The sequence below is a fragment of the Nocardia vaccinii NBRC 15922 genome (genome assembly GCF_001613305.1).
GTDB lineage: Bacteria > Actinomycetota > Actinomycetes > Mycobacteriales > Mycobacteriaceae > Nocardia > Nocardia vaccinii.
Window position 1 is genome coordinate 1 of the sequence record NZ_BDCC01000073.1, and the last position, 23,450, is coordinate 23,450.

Genomic DNA, 23,450 nt, shown 5'->3' on the forward strand with positions numbered 1-23,450 from the left:
CAGGCGCGACGACAAAAGTGTAGAACACCGGATTACTGGTCCCACCAACCGAAGTCACGGTAACCGCAGCAGTACCCGTACGCGCAGGCACGACCGCAGTAATCTCGGTATCGGACACCACCACGAACGACGGAGCCAGGGTTACACCGAACTGCACGGCGGTGGCACCGGTGAATCCGGTGCCGGTCAAAGTGACTGTGTTACCACCGGTTTCGGGCCCCTCGCTGGGCACGATCGAAGTCAATGTCGGCGGGAGGGCATAGGTGTAGGGCACCGGAACGCTGGCGCCGCCCGCGGTGACGACGGTAATGCCCACCGCCCCGGCTCCGGCGGGAGCGACCGCGATGATCTCGGTATCGGACACCACCGTGAACGACACCGCCGCATTCGGACCGAAAAAGACCGCGGTCGTACCCGTGAATCCCGTACCGGTGAGGATGACGGTGTTGCCACCGGTTTCGGGCCCCTGGTTCGGGCTGACAGTCCCCACAGCGGGCGTTGGGACGAAGGTGTAGGTGACCGGGTTGCTGGTGCCGCCAACGGTCGTGACGGTCGTGTTGACCGAGCCCGTCCCCGCGGGCACGACCGCGGTGATCTCGGTATCGGACACCACGGTGAACGACGTCGCCGGCGACGCGCCGAAGTGCACGGCGGTGGTACCGGTGAAATCGGTGCCGGTCAAAGTGACCGTGTTGGCACCGGTTTCGGGCCCCTGATTCGGCGTGACAGCGTCCAGAACAGGCGCGGCGACAAAGGTGTAGAGCACCGCGTTGCTGGTGCCGCCGGGAGTGGTGACGGTGACCACGACCGTCACCGGAGAGCCGGCGGGGACGACGGCGGTGATCTGAGTGTCGGACACGACCGTGAAGGAGGTCGCCCGGGTGGTTCGGAAAGTCACCGCGGTGGCCCCGGTGAAGCCGGTGCCGGTCAATGTGACGGTATTTCCGCCCGCCGCCGGGCCGGAATCCGGTGCGATGGTCGCGAGGGTTGGGGCAGGTATGTATGTGTAGGTGACGCCATTGCTGGTGCCACCAGATGTGGTGACTGTGATACCGACCGTGCCCGTCCCCGCGGGCGCGACGACCGTGATCTGGGTATCGGACACGACAGTGAACGACACCGCCGGAGTTCCGTCGAAGTCGACTACCGTGGCGCCGGTCAGATGCGTGCCGGTCAGCGTAACGGTATTGCCACCGATCACCGGACCTTGGTTCGGAACCACCGAAACGAGTGTCGGCACAGGCACATACGTGTAGCCGAGACCATTACTCGTGCCGCTGGGTGTGGTGACCGTGACATCGACGGTGCCGGTACCAGCCGGCGCCACCGCGGTGATCTGGGTATCGGACACCACCGTGAACGACGCCGCGGCAGCACCGAACCGCACCACGGTCGCCCCGCTGAATCCCGTTCCGGTCAACGTGACCGTATTGCCTCCCGCCGACGGGCCGGAGTTAGGAGACACCGAAACCAAGCTGGGAACCGGCGTCGGCGTGTAGGTGTAGATCACGCCGTTGCTGGCGCCATACGGAGTCGTAGCGGTGACCAGAACTGTGCCGGAACCAGCGGGAGCGACAACCGTGACAGCGGTATCGGAGATAACCGTGATCGACGTGGCCGCGGTAGCACCGAAACGCACCGACGTAGTACCCGTCAAGTTCGTCCCGGTCAAGGTAACCGTATTCCCTCCCGCACCAGGACCCGAATTCGGCGAGAGCGAGATCAACGTGGGAGCCGGCGTGGTGGTGTAGGTGTAGGACACCGCATTACTCGTGCCGCTCGGTGTGGTGACCGTGACGTCGACGGTGCCGGAACCAGCGGGCGCCACCGCGGTGACCTGGCTGTCGGAGACAACGGTGAACGATGTCGCCGGCGTGGCACCGAACCGCACCGCGGTCGCCCCGGACAGTCCTGATCCGCTGAGGGTGACCGTGGTCCCACCCGGCCCCTGGGCGGGACTGATCGTGGTCAGGGCCGGACCGGCGACCCCGTAGGTGTAGGGCAGCGCATTGCTCGTACCGTCCAGCAGGGCGGCGACCGTGACCTGCACTGTCCCGGTCCCGCCAGGGGCGATCGCGGTGATCCGGGTATCGGAATCGATGGTGAACGTGGTCGCCGTCGCACCGAACCGGACGTTCAGCGGACCGACACCGCTGAATCCGCTGCCGGTGATCACTACGCTGTTCCCCCCGGACGTCGGGCCTGATATCGGCGAAACCGCAGTGATCGTGGGCATCGGGGCCGCCTCCAACCTTGCTACCGGTAAAGAATCACGGTGCCGACTCGGCGCGTGTCTCTCCAGTAGTCCTCTGCGCGAGGCGTTGTCGCAAGGTATAGCCAGTTCGTTTCAGTCCGTTTCCCAAGATGGCTGTGCCGCAGCATGTTCGACGCCCCTGTGACGCGTCCGGCTCGGACGCGGTGCAGCCGAACGCGGAGGCCGACCGGCGACCGCACCCATTGTCCGAACACGCGGTGGCGGAGGAATTACGGCATCCCCGCGCACCTGCGCGAGCCGCCGCGATGTGTCGGTATGCTACAAGTTTGCGAGCTGCGTGGCACGGCGGGCGATCTCCGGGCGCGCGCCCGTTTCGGAGCGAAGTAGGCCACTGGTTCGACAGCTCGATGCCACAGGAAAGGCCGCCGGATGTCCAGCTATTTGTATCGCTCGGCGAAATGGTGCCTGCACCATCGCAGACTGGTGCTCGCTGTGTGGTTGCTGCTCGCGGTGGCCGCGATCGTCCTCGGCACGGTGAGCGGCGGGAAGACCAACGACAACTTCACGATTCCGGGCACCGAATCCGATCGTGTGGCAACACTTCTGACCCGGGAGATGCCCGCGGCGGCCGGTGGGCAGACACAGCTGGTACTGGCCACGCACGGCAACGCGAAGATCACCGACGCCGAAAACGTGGCCTCGATCGGCATGATGGTCACGAAACTGAGGGCGATTCCGGGCGTCGTCGCGGTCGGCGACCCCTTCCAGACCAGGATGATCTCACCGAGCGGACAGGCGGCCATCGCGACGGTGCAGTACGCGCAGGCCCCCGCGGACGTGCCGGACTCGACCTTCGGTGCCGTGCGCGCCGCGGTCGAACCCGCACAGGACTCCGGTGTGCAGGTGGAGTATTCCGGCAGCGCCTATCCCGGATGGCTCATCTCGGTATCCGAGGTGCCCGAAATCGTCGGCATGATCATCGCGTTCGTGATCCTGCTGGTGACCTTCGGCGCCTTCGTGGCCGCGGGCCTGCCGATCCTCAACGCGATCGTCGGGATCGTGGTCACGTTGATGGGCGTCACCGCGCTGGCATCGGTCATCACCATCGCCTCGGCGTCGACCACCGTGGCGATCATGCTGGGGCTGTCGTGCGGCATCGACTACGCGCTGTTCATCCTCTCGCGCCACCGCAACAACCTGATGACGGATATGAGCGTCGAGGATTCTGTTCCGCTGGCGGTGGGCACCGCGGGCAGTTCGGTGGTGTTCGCCGGGATCACGGTCATCGTCGCGCTGTGCGGGCTCGCGGTGGCGGGCATTCCGTTCCTCACGGTGATGGGGCTGGCGGCGGCGGCCGCGGTCCTGGTCGCCCTGCTGATCTCGCTCACCCTGCTGCCCGCGCTGCTGGGCTTCGCGGGGTGGACGGTGGCGAAATTCCTGCAGTCCCCACTGCGTCCGGGGCACCCCGAGGCGATCGCCCGCCAGGCCGTCGAACGGCCCGAACGCACCGCGGGCGCGGTCTGGGCGAGATTCGTTGTGCGGTGGCGGTTTCCCGTTCTCGTGCTCGGCATCGCACTGCTCGCCGTGATCGCGGCGCCGGCGACGCAGATGAATCTCGGCCTGCCCAGCGGATCGTCCAAACCGACCTCGGACACGCAGCGCCGGGCCTACGACATCGTCGCGGAGAATTTCGGACCGGGATACAACGGGCCGCTGCTGGTCGTCGTCGACAAGGTCACCGATCCCGCCCAGCTCACTCCGATCGCGCGGGCTCTGAGCAAGCTGCCCGATGTCGCGGCCGTCATTCCCGGACCCGCCGGCGGCGTCCTGCACACGATCCAGGTCATTCCGAACTCCGGCCCGAACGATCCGAGGACCGCCGATCTGGTGCACTCGATTCGAGACCAGCGCACCGCGATCGAGGGGTCCACCGGCACCAGGATTCTGGTGGGCGGGCCGACCGCATCCAATATCGACGTCTCGGCCAAGTTGTCCGCGGCGCTGCCGCTGTTCCTGGCCGTGGTGGTCGGGCTGGCGTTCATCCTGCTCACCTTCGCCTTCCGCACCATCTGGGTGCCGATCAAATCGATCATCGGCTTCCTGCTCTCGGTGGGCGCGGCGTTCGGGGCCGAGGTGGCGTTGTTCCAATGGGGTTGGGGCCAGCGCATTTTCGGTATCGCGCCCAGCGAGGTCATCAGCTTCCTGCCGATCGTGATGCTCGGCATCATCTTCGGATTGTCCAGCGACTACGAGGTTTTCGTCGTCTCCCGGATCAAGGAGGATTTCACCAAGAACGGCGACGCGCGCCTGGCCGTCGAGCGCGGCACCGGCTACTCCGCGCGCGTCGTCACCGCCGCCGCGTTGATCATGTTCTCGATCTTCGTGGCGTTCGTGATCAACAAGGATCCGACCATCAAGGCGATCGGTTTCGGCTTCGCGGTGGGTGTGCTGCTGGACGCCTTCGTGGTCCGCCTGACCCTCGTCCCCGCGGTGATGGCGATCGCGCATCGCCAATTCTGGTATCACCCACAATGGTTCGCGAAATACGTCCCGGATCCGGATATCGAGGGCGAGCGGCTCGAGCAGCGACTGGCCGCCGCGTCCGAGCGTTCCGAGAAGCCGGACGCGGTCGCACCGTAACCTCGGAACCATGAGCTTTTTCGCCCATTCCCCCGACGATCTGGTCGACCGCGCGCTGGCCGGTTTCGCCCGCGCGCATGCCGGCCTGGTCTCGCATACCGCGGACCCGGGGTATCTGAGCGCCGTCGACCCCGCGCCGGACAGAGTGGTCGGCCTGGTCTCCGGCGGCGGTTCGGGACACGAGCCGATGCACGCCGGATTCGTCGGCCGCGGCATGCTCGACGCCGCATGTCCGGGAAGGATTTTCGCCTCACCGCATAATCGGCAGATCTACGAGGCGTCTCGCGCCGTCGCGAAATCCGATGGGGTGCTGCACATCGTGAAGAACTACACCGGGGACCGGATCAACTTCGGCATCGCCGCCGAACGTCTACAGCACGATGGCATCCCGTGCGAACGCGTGCTGGTGGACGACGACGTGGCCACCGACTCCGAGGATATCGCGGTGGGGCGCCGCGGGACCGGCGCGACGGTGATCGTGGAGAAGCTGCTCGGCGCCGCCGCCGACGAGGGACGCTCGCTCGACGAACTGGCCACACTGGGCAAGCGGATCGTCGATGCGAGCCGCAGTATCGCGATCGCCTCGGCCGCGCAGACCGCGCCCGGCACCGGCCGACCGGCATTCGAACTACCAAGCGGCGCAGTCGAATACGGCGTCGGAATTCATGGCGAACGTTCGGAGCGAGTATATCCGGACGCCGAGATCGACGCACTGGTCACCGAGATGACCGGCGCACTGGTGTCCGCGCTGAACCTGGCGTCGGGGTCCACCGTGATCGCCCTGGTGAACGGTCTCGGCGCGACCACGCCGTTGGAGCTGTACGGCGTATTCGACCGTCTCGCAACGGTTCTGGCGCGAGATGGCGTCGTACTCGAGCGCCAACTGGTCGGATCCCTGGTAACCGCGTTGGATATGGGAGGCTTCTCGTTGTCGTTGACCCGCACCGATCACGAGCTGACCCGGCTGTGGGACGCACCGGCCCACACCGCCGCCTGGACCACGAACCCGCGACCCGGCGAGGACGTACGATGACCGCAGCCACCGCCCGCGATTGGATCCTCGGCTTCGCCGACCGGGTCACCGCCGCCGAACCCCAGCTGACCGCCTACGACCAAGCCGCCGGCGACGGCGACTTCGGCAACAATATCTCCGGCGCGGTCGCGCTGGTTCGCACCGAACTCGCCGGCCTGTCCGAAAACGCCCCCGCGAGCGAGGTTCTGAGCACGACCGCGACCGTATTCCTGGACCGGGTCGGCGGCACCAGCGGCCCACTGTTCGGTCTGCTGTTCCAGGCCCTGAGCGGGGCCGTCGGCGACACCCTGACTTCCGCGGCCCTGGCCGAGGGCGCGAGCGAGGGGCTGGCCGCGATCCAGCGCGTCGGCGAGGCTCAGGTCGGGGACAAGACCCTGGTGGACGCGCTCTCCCCCGCCGTCGACGCCCTCGCATCCCTGGCGCCGGACACCGGATTGGACAGGGCATTCGAGGCCGCTGCGACGGCAGCGGTCGGCGGCGCGCGCAGCACCAGGGGTATCCGCGCCCGGCGAGGCAGGGCCAGCTACGTCGGCGACCACGCCGTCGGCGTCCCCGACCCCGGCGCGGTCACCATCGGCCTGCTGTTCGGCGCGTCCGAGGTCGACTGAGCTCGCCACCGCTTCGGCATTCGACACCAGTTCGCCTGTGGTGTAGTGGGATTCGACGCACCGGTGGGCTGCGCGCGGTCCGGCGCTGATCATCCGCGGGCTGGTTACGATGATCGCGCCGGGTACCGGGCGGGCCGCAATCGAGCAGGGGGCGACAGTTCGGTTCGGGGACGGCCCACACGATCAGTCGCCCAGCGCACGCCCCGAATCGCCGATCACGCCGACGGGTCGCGCGGGCGCGGGCGGGGGCCGATCTGGTCCAGCAGGGCGTTGACCTCGTCCGGGAAACCATTGGTGACCGGTTTCGCGGTCTTGTGCGGAAACCGCCGCGTGACATGCTCTTCCGCCGCCGAACCGGACAGTACGTAGACCGGTTCCGCCTTGTTCTGCAGAGGGCGCACGACCTCATCGAGATGTTCTCGTCGATTGTCCAGGAAGGCTCCGATGACGTCCTCGCCCGCCGGGCACACCGCCATACAGTAGCCGGCCTTGTAATTGGGCTTGAACGACAGGCTCTGCCACATCGAGAACGATTCGCCCGTGGTCACCCGCTCTCGATACTCGTCGCGGTCGGCGCTGTCGGCGATGGTCTCGGCCCAATCGGTGAAGCCGCCCATGAACTCCCGGTAGTTGTGGGTATAGCACGCCTGGAAGTCGAAGCCGCCCTCCTCGGCGATCGCGCCCACCGGGCAGGCGGATACGCACAGTTTGCACTCTAGACACGGATTGAATTCCAACGCCGCGCTCGGCTCGTCGACCACCGCATCGGTGACCACGGTGCCGAGCAGGATGAAGTTGCCGAACTTCGGGTGAATCACGTTGCGGTGAATGCCCATGACGCCCAGTCCGGCGGCCTCGGCCACCACCTTGTGCGCGATGACCCAGATACGTCCCGGGAACTGGTCGACCTCCATCGGATACCCCGGCGCGGGATACACCGCGCGGTATCCCGCATCCTGTAGCGCTCGGGTGATCCGGCGGGACACCTCGTTGGTCTCGTCGTCGGCGTGATTGAACTCGGCATTGGCCAGGCTGCGCATCGGGGTGCGCAGGTTGTCGCGGTTCATCCGCACGCAGAACGACACGAAAGTCTTTGCGGTGGGCAGAATCCCACGCGCATGCTCCAGTTCCGGAGCCACCCGCGGATCATCCACGGCAACGAATCCGGCATCGTCCGCACCGGCCTCCCGGCAGATCTCACGCAGCCGCGCGGCACTCAGCACGGCAGCGGGCCGCGCCCTCTCCCGCTCGGCCATCCGCCTGACGGTCGGATGCTCCGCCAACCGCCGCGGTCTCGTGGGTTCGGAATCCATCACCATCAGGGTCCTCCTCGCCTGTTTCCCCGAGACCGTCACGGCCTCAACGAGATAGACGCCGCGGCGCGCGGAAACTCATCGCTCGCGAGTGGGTCGGATCGCCACTCTTGTTTATTGCAATTGCGATTACCCATTGACGAGAGTGATATTCTCGTCGCAATCGCATCCACGGAGAGCCGCTGGCACGCGTCGAAGCGGCTCGGCGAAAGGACAAGGGACAGTGAGTAACGCCATCGAGGTCGATCCTGCGGTCGAAAGCCCGAACTCCGGGATCATCCCGGTCTACGACCCTTCCACCGAGGAGTTGATCGCGGAGGTCCCCGATTCCGACCAGAAGGCCGTCGACGAGGCGGTGGCCCGGGCCCGCGAGACGTTCGATTCGGGTGTGTGGCGCAAGCTGCCCGCCGCGCATCGCGCCGACGTGCTCTTCCGGGCCGCGAACATCATCCGGGACCGCATCGACGAACTTTCCGAGCTCGAGGCCCGGGACAACGGCATGAACGCCACGGCCGCGAGCCACATCATCAAGGTGTCGCTCGAGATGCTGGTGTACTACGCCGGTTGGGTCGGCAAGATCCACGGCGAGTCGGCGAATCTCGTATCCGACGGCCTGCTGGGCGAATTCGAGACCTACCACACGTTCACCCAGTACGAGCCGGTCGGCGTCGTCGGGCTCATAATCCCCTGGAACGGGCCGTTCTTCGTCGCGATGCTGAAGGTCGCCCCGGCCCTGGCGGCCGGATGCAGCGCCGTACTCAAGCCCGCCGAGGAGACGCCGCTGACCGCACTGAAGCTGGAGGAGATCTTCCGCGAGGCGGGGCTGCCCGACGGTGTGCTGAACGTCGTCACCGGCTACGGCGAGACCACGGGTGCGGCGCTCACCGCGCACCCGGACGTCGACAAGATCTCGTTCACCGGCTCGACCGAGGTCGGGCGGCTGATCGTGCACGCGGCCGCCGGTAATCTCAAGCGCCTCACGCTCGAACTCGGCGGCAAGTCACCGCTGATCATGTTCGACGACGCCAATCTGGACAAGGCGATCATGGGCGCGGGTATGGGCCTGCTCGCCGGTTCCGGACAGAACTGCTCGTGCACCTCGCGCATCTACGTGCAGCGCGGCATCTACGACCGGGTGGTGGAGGGCCTGGCCGCCTTCGCCCAGATGCTGCCGATGGGCGGCAGCGACGACCCCAATTCCGTTCTGGGACCGCTGATCAGCGAGAAACAGCGCCAGCGCGTGAAGGGCATCGTGGACGACGGCGTCGCCGCGGGCGCGCAGGTGGTGACCGGCGGGCAGCCGCTCGATCGCCGCGGCTACTTCTACCAGGCGACCATCATCACCGGCACCACGCCCGATATGCGCCTGATCCGCGAGGAGATCTTCGGGCCGGTCGGTTCGGTGATCCCGTTCGACGACGAGGACGAGGTGATCGCCGCCGCGAACGATACGCACTACGGGCTCGCCGGTTCGATCTGGACCGAGAACCTCGGTCGCGCCCACCGCGTCGTCAACGAGCTTCGCGCGGGCCAGATCTGGGTGAATTCCGCCCTCGCTTCGGACCCCTCGATGCCGATCTCCGGACACAAGCAGTCGGGTTGGGGCGGCGAGCGGGGACGCAAGGGGATCGAGGCCTACTTCAACCTCAAATCGGTCTACATCGGACACTGATGACCTGTTCGGGGACCGCCGCGCGACGGCGATCCCCGAACACCTCTCACGTCCGCGCCCGGAATACGGGTGGATCTACTTCGGCTCGACGGCGAAGTCGGCCAGCGCCGTGGAGATCGGCTCGGGGCGATGGTTGTTCTGCTCGGCCGAAGCGGTAAGCACATCCAGATGGTGATAGCCGGGCGCGACGACCAGGCGGCCCGAATGCGGTGCGCCGTTGGAGATCACCAATCCTGAACCGCCGAGGAGATTGATCGCCGGATTCGCCGTGACGCCTTCGGGATGGACGAGCAGCCGCGATATCTGCGGATCGTCGACCTGGAAGATATCGGTCGCCAGCTTGGTCGGGAAGTAGTCCTCGGTGAACGGCAACGGCTGCTCGGCCAGGCTGCGCGCCAATTCGCCGATATCGGTCACCTCGGTTTCCGGTGTGGCGTAGGGCTTTCCGGCTCGGCTGCGGTAGACCGGCGCGCCGGGCGCACCGATCCGGTCGTAATTGCGCCAGGTATACAGCGGAACGTACGGCCGATCCGGGATGCCCAGGGGGTCCGGGCCGAGCGCCGCGCTGGTCAGCGGGGTGAGCGCCGGATTGTGCGCGAGATCCTGGGGTAGTGGAAAGTCCTTGTCGCGCATCGGTCCTCCGTCGAAGAAACCGGGACTGGTCTGCAAGAAGGCCAGCGGTTGGGAGGCATTGCCCAGGAGCGCGCCCAACACCGCGGCGTTGGTGAGCCGGAATTGCCGGACCGAGGGCGATCCCGTGGCGAACGCGGTCGCGTCCCGGGAGAACAGGAATCGCAACGTAGTGTCCAGATTCGGGGTCAGCGGCAATGCCGTGGCGAGGTGACTCTGCCCCTCGGGGTCCACGTCGGCGGCCAGGCCGACGATGCCCAGCAGGGTCATGGTCTCGGGGCCGATCAGCACCGGCAAATTCAGTGTGCGCGGCGCGGCGCCCGAACGCAGCGCGGCCTGCGTCGCCTCGTAGTCCAGGCCGCCGCTGGGCAGGATCGCCGACGGCGACGGCAGCCCCGACAGCGCGGACAGTGACGGTGAGATCGCGGTGTCGAGTGCGAAATAGCCCGCGCACTGCCGGTAGCCGGGAGTGCCGCCGAAATCCGCGTCGGCGAAGAACGCCGTCACCACCCCACCCAGGGAATGCCCGCCGCACAACACCTTCCGTTCCCGCAGCGCGGGATCGGGCAGTTCGCGGACCAGCAGGTCGTACTCGTCGGCGACCGTCTGCGCGATTCCGACGTTCGCCAGCCAGCCCACCTGGTCGTTACCGAGGAAACCCGCGAAGGTGTGCCCGTCGACCGGCCGATGGTGATAGTAGTAGTCGACCGCGACGTCGTAGTTGTGTGCGGCCAGGCCCGCGCGCACACCGCTGTGATCGTCGAGACAGTTGGAGCGCCGGTCCAGCGCCCAGAATTCGATGTGCCGGCCGCCTCGGGCGGCGGCGGCCACGGTGTTGCGGGCGACGCTGTCGAATGCCCCGGCACCCTCCAGGATTCCCGGCTGGGCGATGAGAATCCGATCCGCGGCGGCCGAGGCGGACGGTCCGTCCGCATCCCGATATCGCAGATAGGACAACCAATCACACGCGGCGGGATGCGGGCCGATCGATTCCGGCAACGGAATGCGCACGCGCACAACCGATTCGTCCACGGAGGTGATCGGTGACGTGATGTGCACCGGCGTCTCCGCCCGATCCGCGCCCGGCGGCTCGGCCCCGGCACCGGGAACGACCGGTAGCGCGGCCGCGATCACACTCGCCGCAACGACCAGACGCCTGGACACCGGCCCGGTGATGCCTCGTCGCATCGCGCCACACTCCTCATCGCGATCGTCACGGGCTTCGCCCGCCGCGGCCAGCGTACGATCGACGGCCCCGGTAGCGGTCCGGAGTCCCGCGCTGCTGTCGGATCCCCGGACGAGGCTCCCCGCCACTGTGATCCGCCACAAACCGCGCTCGACGGTCAGGCACCGCCGCCAATCTCGATGCGCCACATGAAGACTCTCACCGCTCGGCTGCTGTCCAACCGCGGCGCCCGGGTGACGGTCCTGGTCATGCCGCCCTCCCGAGGGTCTCGATATCGGTGTTGCCGTGGTATTCGACGGAATCCCGGGACAGGTCCATGACCGCCTGCTCCAGCGAGACGGTCCGCGCGGTCAGCTCGTACAGTGCGATGCCGTGTTCGGTAGCCTTGGATCCGATTGCGCGCGTAAACAATCCACTCACCTACCGGGTCTCCGAGCCGGTTCGTCCGGTGACCCGCACTCCCGGTGCGGCCAGCGCTTCCCGCAACCGCGCCGGGTCCGCGCCGGCGACGGTGACGGTATCGCCACCGGCCTGGCGGACCAGATCGGCCACAGTGGTGTCGGCGAGCGGTCCGCCGACGATCATCCGCATGGTGGTGGATTTCCCGGCACCGTTGGCCCGAGGAATCCGGTCACCACCCCGGGACGGACGGTGAAGTCCAGCCCGTCCACCGCCGTCCTCGCGCCGGATCTCTTCGTGAGCCGATATGCCTCGATCATCGCGCCCTGTGTCCACGCGGTCCGGACGATCCGGCTCGCCTCCATATCCCGAGGTAGGAGCGCCGCGGCCGCGGTCGGTGGTACCACGGCAGGAATTCCGGGCGGGGTGTGGCACCGCGGTGCGACGTGTCACTGCCCGGCCACCGCGTTCACCGAGTTCCGGGGCGGGGATGTGAGGGCGGCCGGCTCGGACCCGAAATATCCGGCGCGAGCGGGTAATACGGGTGTGTTACGGGATAGGCGTATTCGTGGGGAGGTTGACGAAGCTGGGGGCCGCCGGGTCCAGGTCGAGGTGTTGGGGGGCGAGCTCGCTGGCGTTCAGCAGGGGGCGCAGGGCAAGGGATTTGGGGAAGTTTCCGGCGAAGACATCGATGCGCAGGCGGTGGCCGGGCTGTAGTACCGCGTCGGTGGGGATGACGGCGATGTCCAGCGGAGTCGGCTGCCCTGGCACGGTGGGGCGCAGGCTGTCGAGGGTGAGCAGGTTGTAGGGCTGGGTGTAGTCGCCGTTGGGTGAGCGCAGGCTCTTGGCATCGTCGGTCGCGCGCAGGGACGCGGTCAGCTGGCCGGTGGTCAGGACGGTGGAGGTACCGTCCGGGGCGACGTCGTCGACGGTGACGTCCCAGTATCCGTCGGTGGTGTCCTGCACGGTGTTCAGATGAATGCTGATCGGTCCGGAGATCACCGTCGCCGCGGCCACTGGTCGGCTGGTGAACGTCAGACCGTTCATCTCCGCGACGCGATTGTCCTTGGCGCACAGGTCGAGTACCGCGGTGATGCCCATGAAGCCCTGCGCGGCGTCACGCGAGCACACGTTGGTCATGCCGGGCGTCACGGTCAGGCGGGCGGGGCCAGGGGCGGCCGGGGCCAACGAGCCGTCGTGCACGCTGCGCGGCGCGGTGCCGCTGGCCGCCGCCGACAGGTAGACCCGCCGATATTCCATGCCCGGTTCCGGGAACTGCCTGCTGGTCACCCAGCCGCCGCCCTGCCGGCGCATCGTTACCGGACCGAACGAGGTGATGCCGTTGTCGACGCCTTTGAGCCAGTGGTCGAACCACGCACGCTGCAGCACGTCCAATGACGGTGGCCCGCCGGGCATCCCGGTGCCCGAGCCGGGATTCATGTGATAGGTGTCGCCCATCAGGAACTGCTTGTCGCCCGCGGGCAACGTGACGGCGTTGTAGATGTTCGCCGCGCTGTTGGCGAAGATGTCGTGCCACCCGTCGTAGACGAACGTCGGCACCGTGATTCGCTCCGGATGCCCCAGAACCCCTTGGCGGAACGGGGAATCGGAGCGCAGCAGGGTCGCCAACGTCGGCGGCACGGCATCGATCGACGGCACGGTGAGCGCAGCCAGCAGGGCGTCGAACATGGTCAGCGGATCGGCCACCCGGTCGGCCAGCCACTTCCAGTCGAAGGTTCCGGTCACCATGGACCGCAGGTCCGGCACGAGTTTGACCACGTTGACCAGCGACAGCCACAGCGGCATGAACGTGGTGCCCAGGCCGCCGCCCGGGGCGACCACGTCGCGGACCAGATCGCTACCCGGTTCGACCGGGAAGATCGCCTTCAGCGACGCGGGCGCGTTCTCGGCCGCCTGCAACTGGTTGATCCCGGAATACGACATGCCGCTCATGCCGATCCTGCCGTTCGACCAGGGCCGGCGGGCGGCCCAGTCGATCACCTCGCGGGTGTCCAATTGCTCACGCGCACACAGTGTGTTCCAATCCCCCTGGGAGAAGCCGGTTCCGCGCACATCGGCGACGACTACCGTGTAACCGCTGCGGATCAGGTTCCGGTCGACGCTGAAAACCGTGATCGCGCCGCCGTTGATCGCGTGCACCAGATCGCCGAAGCCGCTGATCGGCGTGCCGGTCAGGTTGATCGATCGGGCCAGTTCGACCGCCAGCGGCTGCAACTTCGGCACCGCCATCGCCGAATCGACCAGATTGGTCACGAGTTTGGTGTACGGCGTCATGTTCACCACGGTCGGCAACGGATCGGACACGATATGACCGGCCGCGTCCATGGGGCGATAGATGTTGGCTTTCAACACCACTCCATCGCTCATCCGGATCGGCACATCCCAGTCGATGTGTACGCCGGCGTAGCGCTGCGGCCCGCTTGCCGTGGCCGTCCACGCGGCCGATCCCGTGGAAACCGGCGACGCGGATGCGGCCCGCAAACCCCAGGCCCCACCCGCGACCAGCAGCATCACACACGCCAGCACACCGACCCGACCTGCCACCCTGCGACCGGAGGTCGAGCGAATTGCCCACCGCGACACCATTGTCTCCTCGTCCCCTCCCCGGCACGCTGTCCAGGCAGCGGGGAGCGATCAACCTGAGATTTGCTCGAACCTAACGTCAGGTCCCCGAGCCACATACCTCCAGCGCGACAATTGAGTCCATTCCTTGCCGTGCGTCGGAAACCTTGGCGTCACTCACAACGGCCACCGCCCCGCAGCCCCCTAGAATGCGCCGGTCCCACCCGACCGACTCAGCCACGCTCGGCCGAAGCCTCAGCGTAGTCGCGGAACATCCGCACCGCCGGTGATAACGGACGATCCGCGGACCAGACCAGACCGATCTCCCGGAAAGCCGCTGGACGCAAGGGGATCTCGACCGTGCCCGGGTTGGGCAGCGGTTCGGACTCCGGGAGGATCGCGACACCGAGATGGGCGGCCACCATACCGCGCAAGGTATCGGCCTCCTCCCCCTCGAACGAGACCCGCGGCGTACAGCCCGCCTGCACGAACAGATCGTCGATGATCCGGCGCAGGCCGAAACCCGGTTTGAGCGAGACGAATTCCGATTCGGCGAGTTCGGCGAGCCCGACCCGCCCGCGGGCGGCCAGTGCATGTCCGGTCGGAACCACGGCCACCAGTGGCTGTTTCGCGATTGCCGAGGTCTCGAAGCCGGGATCCTCGACCGGCAGGGGCGCGGTGAGGACCAGATCCGCCTCGCCCATACTCAACCGCTGCAACAGGTCCTCGCTCGCCCCCTGGACCAGGGTGAACCGGACGTCGGGATGGGCGGTGCGGAATCCGGCCAGCAGTTCCGGGACGCGCACGCCTCCCATGGTGTGCAGGAAGGCCAGCGAGACATGTCCCCGCTCCGGATCCGCCTCCGCGAGCGCAGCCCGCAGGCCCAGCCGCAGCTCACCCGCCGCCCGCCGGGCGGATTCGGACAGTTGCCGGCCCGCGTGGGTCAGCCGGATGCCCCGGCCGATGCGGCTCACCACGGGAGTCCCGAGATTCTCGGCCAGTTCGGCGAGCCAGCGGCTCGCGGTCGGTTGCGGGACGCCGACGAGCGCGGCCGCGCGAGTGAGGTTGCTCTCATCGACCAGGGCCTCCAGCAGCGCCAGGCGCGGTGCCAGGGATATCAGGTTCGTGGTCAGTGCGTCGTCCATCGAAATAATCCACCAATGGATGGTTTAAGGGATTTCTGCGTATTGGACGAATAATATGTCACTGCTTACGGTCAGTACACGTGAGAAGTACGCCTGCCCAGCCCACCGCGCTTCGCCACCTGCACGGCACGCCCGGTTTCCGCCGCATCACCCTGGCGCTGTTCGCGTCCGGACTGGCGACTTTCACGACGCTCTATTGCGTACAGGCGCTGCTGCCCGCGCTGAGTGCCCGATTCGGGCTGACACCGGCCGAGTCGAGCCTGGCCGTCTCGCTGGGGACCGCGGGGCTCGCGGTCGGCGTGATCCCGCTGACGGCACTGTCGGGAGTGATCGGGCGGACCTTCATGATGACCGCCTCCCTGTTCGCCGCCGCGGTGCTGGGGATCGCCCAGGCGTTCAGCCCGACGTTCGCGGTGCTGCTGGTCCTGCGCGCGCTGCAGGGCCTGGCCCTGGCCGGACTACAGGCCACCGCGATGTCCTATCTGGCCGAGGAGATCGACCGCCGCTCACTGGGTTTCGCGATGGGCCTGTACATCGCGGGCAACGGCATCGGCGGGATGGCGGGCCGTCTGATCGCGAGTTTCGTTCTGGACCTGTCGAATTGGCGCTGGGCGCTGGCGGTGGTCGGAGTCCTCGCACTGCTGTGCGCGGTGGTGTTCCGGATGAATATCGTGCCTTCGGCGAATTTCGTCCCGAGTCCGCCGCGCGTGCGGCATCTGGCCGGCGGGGTGGGCCGCTCCTTCACCGATTCCGGTCTGGTCCGCCTGTTCGCCTGCGGCTTCCTGCTGATGGGCTGCTTCGTCACGGTGTACAACTACCTCGGATTCCGGCTGCTGCGCCCGCCGTTCGCGCTGGCGCCGGTCATCGTCGGATTGATCTTCGTGGTGTATCTGGCCGGTTCGGTCTCATCCACCGTCGCTGGACGCCTGGTCGACGTTCTGGGACGACCGCGCATGCTGCCGGTCACCGCGCTGATCACCCTCGCCGGTATCGCCCTGATGCTGCCGTCGAACATCGTGTTCGTCGTGATCGGACTGGTCGTCACCACGGCCGGTTTCTTCGCCGCCCACTCGGTGGCCAGCGGCTGGGTCGGTCCGCGCGCCGCGACCCTGAACGTCCAGGGCCCCGCGGTCTACCTGTTCTGCTACTACCTCGGCTCGAGTGTCGGCGGGTCTCTCGGCGGCCTGGCGTACGGTTCGTGCGGTTGGCCGGGCGTCACCGTCTATGTCGGCGCGCTCGTGCTCGGCGTGCTTATCCTGGCGTTCACCCTCCGCAAACTTCCCCAGGCACAACCTCGGCGACTCACGAACTCCGATGTGGGGCAACGGTCACAGTGACCGCGAACCGCCGGCGATCGTCGCGCCGGACACCCCGTCCGTAACGACCGAACTCGGCGGCCCGACGCGGATGCCTTTACGATCGGTCACCGAGTGCCCGGACATTGCGGGCCCGGCGGACAGAGGTAGGTCGCGTTCTCGTGGGCGACGGTTGTCGCCTGTTTCATCAGCGGCTCGTCGCTGGACGGCCGCAGATGGTTGCCGAGCCAGCCGAAGACCGTGGGATACATGGCCTGCCAAGTTCCCCAGTTGTGGCCGCCGTCGCGGAGGATGAGCGGGGCGGCGACGCGGGTGGGTGTCCGGGCGGCCTGGAACAGGTCGCGAGCGTTGGCCGGACTGCTGGACGGGTCGTTCGTACTGGTGGCCACCATGATGGAGACGGGTGCGCCGCGGGCGGCCAGCTGCGTCGGATCGTTGGCCGCACGCAGCGCCGGATCGTCGATGACGGCGGGATCGCCGTGGAAGTCGTCGGGGCTCAGTGCGAGTCCGGTCGCGAACACCTTCGGATACTGCAACGGCAGCTTGGCCGCGCAATAACCACCCGTGGAGTCGCCGGCCAGGGCCCAGCCCTTCGAGTCGGCGCGAACCCGGAAGTGGCGGTGCATCATTCGCGGGACGTCATGCGCCAGCCAGGTCGCGGTCTGGGCGCCGCCGGGAACGTTGATGCAGTCGGTGTTGCTGCCCGGATTGATTCGCGGCATGACCAGTATCGCGGGCGGCAGCGTCCCGTCGCGCATCAGCGCTCCGATCAGTTCCGGAGCGCGGCCGCCCCGCACCCACGCCAGCGGGCTGCCCGGCACGCCGTGCAGCAGCATGATCACCGGAAACCGGTGGTCGCGGTAGGCGGTCTGATCGTATTGCGGTGGCGTCCAGACCAATACCTCACCGGTGAGCCCGGATTCGGGACCCTCGTAGTCGGTTTCGACAACCCGGTTGTCGAGATTCCGGAAGACCACCGGCGCTTCCGCGGTGGCATCGGCGGCGGTCACCGTCGGCACCTGAGTCCGGCCCAGCAGGTCGTTCCACGAGGTGTACAGGCCGTTGGCGTCGTTGACCCAGACCGCGACCGAAATCACCGCGGCAGCCTGACAACACACGATCATCGACAGTCGGGTCAGCGACCGCACCGCGCGGGGCCCGCGCAATCGGTTCCATCCCACCAGGGTGACCCCCACCGCCACCACCGCCGTGACGACGACCGTGTAGAACAGCGCGTCACCGGTCAAACTCAACACCACAAGCCTCGCATCGATGCACTCGGGCTGCCCGGCCCAGCCGATGATCGTCGCATGCGGACAGCGGCCCGCATAATACCGTCCTCGACCGGCGCTCGGACTTCTCGATCCTCGTCCACCCGAATCCGATGCGCCCCGATGAACTCGCGCATCGAAACTCCGCGGGGGCACGCCCGGCGAACCGCGCGTCCCGCAAATCTGTCTCCCCGGGACCGTCCGGCCGGGTCAGCGCGCCGTCAAAGCCGTTGCGCCGCAGAGGTGCACGGTGACTCCCAGCGCGTCGAAGCATGCGGCCTTGGCCAGCAGCGCCTTGTCTGCCGTTTCGGCGTCGGGTGCGTAGACCACGTTCGCGTGATTCGCCTTGTGGCGGGCCATGAACTGGTCCCGGGTGACGCCGTGCAGCACCGCGTTCATGATCGGCCACTCGGGATTGGTCGCGTTCTTGCGCCGCAGACTCTCCGCCAGCGGAAGCTCGACCACGGTTCCGCGCCCGATGTCCACATTGAGTTGCCCCTCGGCGAGATACACACGGGACCACACGATTTCGCCCGGTTTGGAGATGCCGTTGATCGTGGCGCCGCCCGCGGGGAAGAACATGTGTCCCTGCCGCCAGCCCTCGGCGTCCGCGTAACCGTTCGCGAAGTGCGACGGCGGCACCGAGCCGGAGATCTCGAGCACCCAGACGAACTGCCCGTCGTATTCCTCGCCCCACCGGATGTCGTGCAGGGTGGTGGCCGGGTCCAGCCCCATGGCCGTCCAGATCCGGTTGGTCACCAGCGAGTCGACCGCGACCCCCTCGTCCACCTCGTTGAAATTCGGAATCGCCCGGCCCTGCCACAACACTCGCAGCCCGTCACGACTGCGCACCGGTGGACGCTCGACGTTGTTCATCAGCCCTTCGACCAGGTCCGAGGCCGGGGCGAGATCCTTCAGGCCCTGCTGATATTGAATTCCGACGGCGTCGACGCCGAAGTCGTCGGCGATCCGCAGTGCCGCGATGTACATCTTGTACTGCAGGTCCAGTTGATCCTGAGTCAGTTCGGTTCGCGGGTCCGCGCCGAGCACGAAGGTCATCCCCGCGTCGAGCAGCCAGCGGCCGATCTCGGCGGCCTCCTCGTCGCCCACGGTGAGCATCTCGGCCCACAGCGCGCTCTGTGACAGGCGCTCCTTGTAGATGCCGATCCGGTTGAGCACCTCGTCGTCGAAGATGGCGTTGTACATACCCATGCAGCCCTCGTCGAAGATTCCGATGATGGCCTTGTCCCGCAACAGTTGCCGGGCCAGCGCGACGCCGAGATCGCGTTCGGGGCACTCGGGCAGTTCCGGCAGCGGATGCACGTGCGACGCGTCGTGCACGATCGTCCCGGTCTCGATCCAGCTGCGGATCCCGTCGCGGAACCACTGGTCGGTGCCGTCCACCGTCCAGATCGTCGAATACGATCTCCCCATCTTGGTCAGTCCGGCGTTCAAATTCAGCAATCCGACCAGCCCCGGCCACTTACCCGCGAAATTCGCCACCGTCAGGATCGGTCCCTCGTGCGTCCGCAGCCCGGCCAGCACATGGTGGCTGTACTGCCACACCGCCTCGGCCACGATCAGCGGCGCATCCGGCGGAATCGTGGCGAACACATCCAGCCCCATCCGCTGACTGCTGATGAACCCGTGCCCGGTGTCCGGATCGATCTCGTTGCCGCGCACCACATTCCAGCCGAACTCCGCGAACGCACCGCCCACGATCCGTTCCAGCTCGACCTGCGTGGGCCACCCCATCTCGTTCGCCGCCGGCCGCAGATCCCCACTCGCGATCAGATACGCCGTCCGCGCCGGAGCCGGCGCGGGAGTCTCGACGGCCGGAAAAGTGTAGGAACTACGCACACGAACTCCTCTGCGGATCGAGAACGCCGACGCGAACACCGACGCCGAGAACTACCGTCGCTGTGACACAAGACACAGTCCCAGATATCGCTTACCGCCGCAATACCACTTGGCCGAGATCGACACCACGCGGTCATCGGCTCCGCCCGGGCACCCCGCTTCTGCCCTCGCCACCGGCATACCGTTCGCGTGCCGAACCTGCCGCCGGGGAAATTCTCCGCCGCCGCGCCGGTCGCGCATTCTGTTGCGCCGCATGCGTTGACGCATGCCCGCCCGACTCCGGGTTGCCGGCAGCGCTCGAGCTACCTCGCCAACCCGATTCCGGATTCCCGCACTACCCCAACCACATTGCCATCCGCCCCCGCGACCGACCGATGCGGCTGGCCGTGCGAGCAATCCCGCCGATCAAGGTTGCCGCCGACTCAACGGCCTCCGTGCCGATGTCGGCCCCATCGCCGCAGAGCACGAGATCACCCGCGGATCTCGATCCCCGGCCCGGACGTCCCCGCAACGTCCGGGCTCGGCAGATCAGGTCAGCGAGTCGCCGGACGCCGCACGTAACGGCCCTCGGGCCGGCCGATCACCTTGCCGTCGGCGAAGATTCGCGTGCCGCGCAGGAAGGTGTCGGTGACCGTGGCACCGACCTCGAGCCCGCGGAACGGGCTGTATTCCTGGGTGGATTCGGAATCCTCGGGCCGCACGGTCCACGAGAGGTCCGGGTCGACCAGTGCGATGTCCGCGTCGAAACCGGGGGCGATGTCGCCCTTGGTGTGCAGGCCGTAGCGCTGCGCCGGATTCCATGCGGTCAGCTCGGCGACCTGTCGCATCGACAGACCGCGCTTGCGGCCCTCGCCGACGAGACCGGCCAAGAGGTATTCCGCGCCGCCGAATCCGGACTTGGCCTCGAAGATGTCGGTCGGGTCGTCGCCGAACTTGGTGGCCTCCTTGCAGCATGCGTGGTCGGAGACCACCCAGCTGATGTCACCGGCGAGCAGGTGCTCCCACAGCGCCTCGACGTCATCGCGCGGGCGCAGCGGCGGGTTGACCTTGCCGCCGACACCGTCCGCGGTGGTGATGTCGGTGAGCAGGTGCCCGATGGTGACCTCGCGCCGGAAGTCGACGTGCGGAAAGGTTTTCGCCATCAGCATGGCGGCCTCGAGCGCCTTGGCCGAGGACAGGTGCAGCAGGTTGATATTCGGCAGCTGGGTCTCGTGCGCCAGGTAGGAGGCGATGGTGACCGCGAGTCCTTCGGAATGCGGCGGCCGCGACGCGCTGTACGCCTCGAGCCCGGACAGCTTGCCTTCCCGCTCCACGATCTTCGTGTAGGCCGTCATGATCTCGGCTGTCTCACAGTGCAGCGACAACGAGATCGAGTCCGCGATCTCCGGGAAACGGTCGCGCGCCGCCTGCACTCCGCGCATGACGAATTCGAAGTGCGCGATGTCGTAACGCTCGCCCTCGGGAATCATCAGGAACGAGTTCTGGTCGTTGGAGGCGCCGTGCAGGCCGTGGCTGCCGTAGAACATGAAGATCTTGAACGAACTCACGCCGTGCTCGGTGATCAGCTCCGGGATCTCCGCGATATGCGAGGACTGCATCGGCGCCAGGTGAAACGCGTAGTCCACGAAGGACTTTCCCTCGGACGCGGCCAGCACCTCGGGGAACACCTCCGAGTAGTTCCCACCGCGATCGAGGTAGTACTGCCCGGTGCGCATGTAGATCAGCGAGGTGGTGACCCCGCCCTGTGCGCAGGCGCGGCTCTCGGTGCGGGTGTCCTCGTCGAGCGGGTTGTAGATGCCCCAGTGCTGGTGGGCGTCGACCACGCCGGGAAAGGCCAGCTTGCCGCGGCCGTCCACGACCTCGCGGGCCGACGAGGCGTCGAGGTCCGGACCGACTGCGGTGACCTTCCCGTCACTCACCGCGATATCCGCGAGCGGGGTGTCGTCCACCCCGGGACGGACCACGCGTACATTGCGGATGATCAGGTCGTGGTTGGTCATGACTTACCTTTCGCTGGGAAATTCGGCCACCGAGTGCGTGGCCGCGAGGTAGGCGAGGCCCAGCGCGGGCAGCAGCCCGTTGCCGGCCAGATATCCGGCCGCACCATGGCCGGAGATGCCGACGGCCGCGCCGCCGGAGGCGTAGAGGCCCGGAATCGGACGGGCGGCGGCGTCCAGCACACGCGCGTGTGCGTCGACCACGAGGCCGCCCTGGGTGTGGAACAGCGCGGGCACGATTCGCACCGCATACAGCGGCTCGGCCAGCGGTTGTTCGAATCTGTTGCGGCCGAACCGGTCTCGCGATCGGCTACCGCGTGCGACGGCGGACGCCTCGACGAGTTCGGCGGCCAGGGCTCGCGCGGGAACGCCGATGGTCTCCGCGAGTTCCCCGGCCGACTCGCCGTGCCGCACCGCACCGCTGTTCACGACGTCGATGTAATCTCCGAAAGCCATTGTGGCACGGTGGATTCGCTCGTCGTAGATCAGCCATCCGGATGCGCCGGGCTGCGCGGCGAGCACCGCGGCGTACTCGGAGTAGCCGGTGGATTCGTCACCGAATCGGCGGCCGTCGGCGGCGATCACGAAACCACCGTGCATCACCACGGTCCAGGTGACCAGGGTGCGCGCCTCGGCCGAGAGCCCGGCATGGCCCTGGTACGCGTCCAGATAGGACGTCGCGGCACCGAAGTCCGCGCCGATCCGCAGCGCGTCTCCGGTGGAGTACTCGCTGCCGTGGTATTCCGCGTCGGCGATCTCGGGCAGATGTTCGGTGACCAGGTCCCGACTCGCACCATAACCGTTGGTGGCCAACAGAAGTGCGCCGGTGGAGATCTCTTCCTCGCGGCCGTCCGGATAGGCCACCGTGACGCCCAGATCGTTCTCGGCGCGGCGTGCCGCGGCGACCCGGCCGGGAATCAACGTATCGATCCGCGACTCCTTCGCCACCGCGTCGGCGAGGTGGCGCAGCAGCCGCGAACCGTGCCGTCCGGGGATGGAGTGCACTCGCTGCGCGCTGTGGCCCGGATAGTCGAAATCGGTGGGCAGTTCGATCGGCAGTCCGACGTGATCGGCCAGCCACTCGACCAGTTCGGCGCTCATACCGGCCAACGCCCCGGCGACGGGTTCGGCGAAGTCACCGTGCGTCTTGGCCGCGATGTCGCCGAGGAACTTCTCCGGGGAGTCCTCGATTCCGGCGGTGCGCTGCCAGCGCGAACCCGCACCCGGAATCATCGCGGTGGACATCGAGGTGTTGTTGCCGCGCAGATAGTGTTCGTTCGGCTCCACGACAAGCACCCGCGCACCCAACTGCGCCGCCCGCAGTGCCCCCGCGAGCCCGCCGCCCGCGCCTGCCACCACCAGATCAACGTCGCTCATGCGGTCTCCTGCACAGCCAGTGTGGCAGCCTGCGTGCTGACGCTTCGCCGCAGCCACCGGCGCACACCGCTCGGACCGTGTCCTTTGCGGCACAAACGCCGGCCCCGCATGACGGCACGTCGCTGCCGCATACGGCCCGGACCGCCCACGCCGGATCCCTTGCAGCACAGGCGCGGAGCCGGTGTCGCGACGCTGCGCTGCCGGT

The 23,450-nt window shown here is 67.4% G+C and carries 16 protein-coding genes and 1 pseudogene; 5 read left to right on the forward strand and 12 right to left on the reverse strand.

What is annotated here, in order from left to right; all coding sequences use genetic code 11:
- Positions 1–2,176 (reverse strand): beta strand repeat-containing protein (locus NV1_RS36575; RefSeq protein WP_245714109.1); only part of this gene is annotated, 2,176 nt, incomplete at its 3' end.
- Between the two features lie 468 nt (positions 2,177–2,644).
- Here NV1_RS36575 and NV1_RS36580 point away from each other — a divergent pair.
- Genes NV1_RS36580 through dhaL form a run of 3 tightly spaced genes read left to right on the forward strand, consistent with a single transcriptional unit; the run spans position 2,645 to position 6,496 of the window.
- Positions 2,645–4,855 (forward strand): MMPL family transporter, encoded by a 2,211-nt coding sequence (locus tag NV1_RS36580; protein ID WP_067902442.1) that lies wholly within the window; start codon positions 2,645–2,647, stop codon positions 4,853–4,855.
- Between the two features lie 10 nt (positions 4,856–4,865).
- On the forward strand, positions 4,866–5,888 hold the full coding sequence (locus tag NV1_RS36585; protein WP_067902445.1) for a dihydroxyacetone kinase subunit DhaK: 1,023 nt from the start codon (positions 4,866–4,868) through the stop codon (positions 5,886–5,888).
- A complete protein-coding gene (gene dhaL / locus NV1_RS36590; protein ID WP_067902447.1) occupies positions 5,885–6,496 on the forward strand; it encodes a dihydroxyacetone kinase subunit DhaL in 612 nt (203 codons plus the stop codon). Before NV1_RS36585 ends, dhaL begins: the two co-directional genes overlap by 4 nt.
- Before the next feature lie 215 nt (positions 6,497–6,711).
- Here dhaL and NV1_RS36595 read toward each other — a convergent pair whose 3' ends face one another.
- Positions 6,712–7,752: a (4Fe-4S)-binding protein gene (locus tag NV1_RS36595; protein WP_245714110.1), complete on the reverse strand. Its 1,041-nt coding sequence runs from the start codon at positions 7,750–7,752 to the stop codon at positions 6,712–6,714.
- Between the two features lie 280 nt (positions 7,753–8,032).
- On the opposite strand from NV1_RS36595, the gene NV1_RS36600 reads away from it, so the two are divergent.
- The gene (locus tag NV1_RS36600) at positions 8,033–9,481 is read left to right on the forward strand and encodes an aldehyde dehydrogenase family protein (protein WP_067902452.1); all 1,449 of its coding nucleotides are present in this window, start codon (positions 8,033–8,035) and stop codon (positions 9,479–9,481) included.
- A gap of 75 nt (positions 9,482–9,556) precedes the next feature.
- Here NV1_RS36600 and NV1_RS36605 read toward each other — a convergent pair whose 3' ends face one another.
- The 6 genes and pseudogenes from NV1_RS36605 to NV1_RS36620 form a co-directional block, all read right to left on the reverse strand.
- Complete coding sequence (locus NV1_RS36605) at positions 9,557–11,299, reverse strand: hypothetical protein (protein WP_067902574.1); 1,743 nt, start codon at positions 11,297–11,299, stop codon at positions 9,557–9,559.
- A gap of 244 nt (positions 11,300–11,543) precedes the next feature.
- Positions 11,544–11,708: a hypothetical protein gene (locus tag NV1_RS46145; RefSeq protein WP_245714111.1), complete on the reverse strand. Its 165-nt coding sequence runs from the start codon at positions 11,706–11,708 to the stop codon at positions 11,544–11,546.
- Between the two features lie 9 nt (positions 11,709–11,717).
- Entirely contained in the window at positions 11,718–11,888 is a 171-nt protein-coding gene (locus tag NV1_RS46150; protein ID WP_245714118.1) for a hypothetical protein, read from the reverse strand.
- Positions 11,871–12,016 (reverse strand): annotated as a pseudogene (locus NV1_RS46155) (ATP-binding cassette domain-containing protein); the annotation flags it as partial. The pseudogene NV1_RS46155 and the gene NV1_RS46150, both read right to left, overlap by 18 nt.
- Before the next feature lie 229 nt (positions 12,017–12,245).
- Positions 12,246–14,228 (reverse strand): CocE/NonD family hydrolase, encoded by a 1,983-nt coding sequence (locus NV1_RS36615; RefSeq protein WP_067902577.1) that lies wholly within the window; start codon positions 14,226–14,228, stop codon positions 12,246–12,248.
- Between the two features lie 284 nt (positions 14,229–14,512).
- A complete protein-coding gene (locus NV1_RS36620) occupies positions 14,513–15,424 on the reverse strand; it encodes a LysR family transcriptional regulator (protein ID WP_157117613.1) in 912 nt (303 codons plus the stop codon).
- Positions 15,425–15,504: 80 nt separating this feature from the next.
- On the opposite strand from NV1_RS36620, the gene NV1_RS36625 reads away from it, so the two are divergent.
- Positions 15,505–16,761, forward strand: a complete 1,257-nt coding sequence (locus tag NV1_RS36625) for an MFS transporter (protein WP_067902460.1) — start codon at positions 15,505–15,507, stop codon at positions 16,759–16,761.
- An 86-nt stretch (positions 16,762–16,847) separates the two neighbouring features.
- On the opposite strand, the gene NV1_RS36630 is transcribed toward NV1_RS36625, so the two are convergent.
- The 4 genes from NV1_RS36630 to NV1_RS36645 form a co-directional block, all read right to left on the reverse strand.
- On the reverse strand, positions 16,848–17,993 hold the full coding sequence (locus NV1_RS36630) for an alpha/beta hydrolase (RefSeq protein ID WP_084526390.1): 1,146 nt from the start codon (positions 17,991–17,993) through the stop codon (positions 16,848–16,850).
- 228 nt (positions 17,994–18,221) lie between these two features.
- A complete protein-coding gene (locus NV1_RS36635; RefSeq protein ID WP_067902468.1) occupies positions 18,222–19,871 on the reverse strand; it encodes a fucose isomerase in 1,650 nt (549 codons plus the stop codon).
- A gap of 533 nt (positions 19,872–20,404) precedes the next feature.
- Positions 20,405–21,871, reverse strand: a complete 1,467-nt coding sequence (locus tag NV1_RS36640) for a dihydroorotase (RefSeq protein WP_067902471.1) — start codon at positions 21,869–21,871, stop codon at positions 20,405–20,407.
- A gap of 3 nt (positions 21,872–21,874) precedes the next feature.
- Positions 21,875–23,245: an FAD-dependent oxidoreductase gene (locus tag NV1_RS36645; RefSeq protein WP_067902474.1), complete on the reverse strand. Its 1,371-nt coding sequence runs from the start codon at positions 23,243–23,245 to the stop codon at positions 21,875–21,877.
- Between the last annotated feature and the right edge of the window lie 205 nt (positions 23,246–23,450).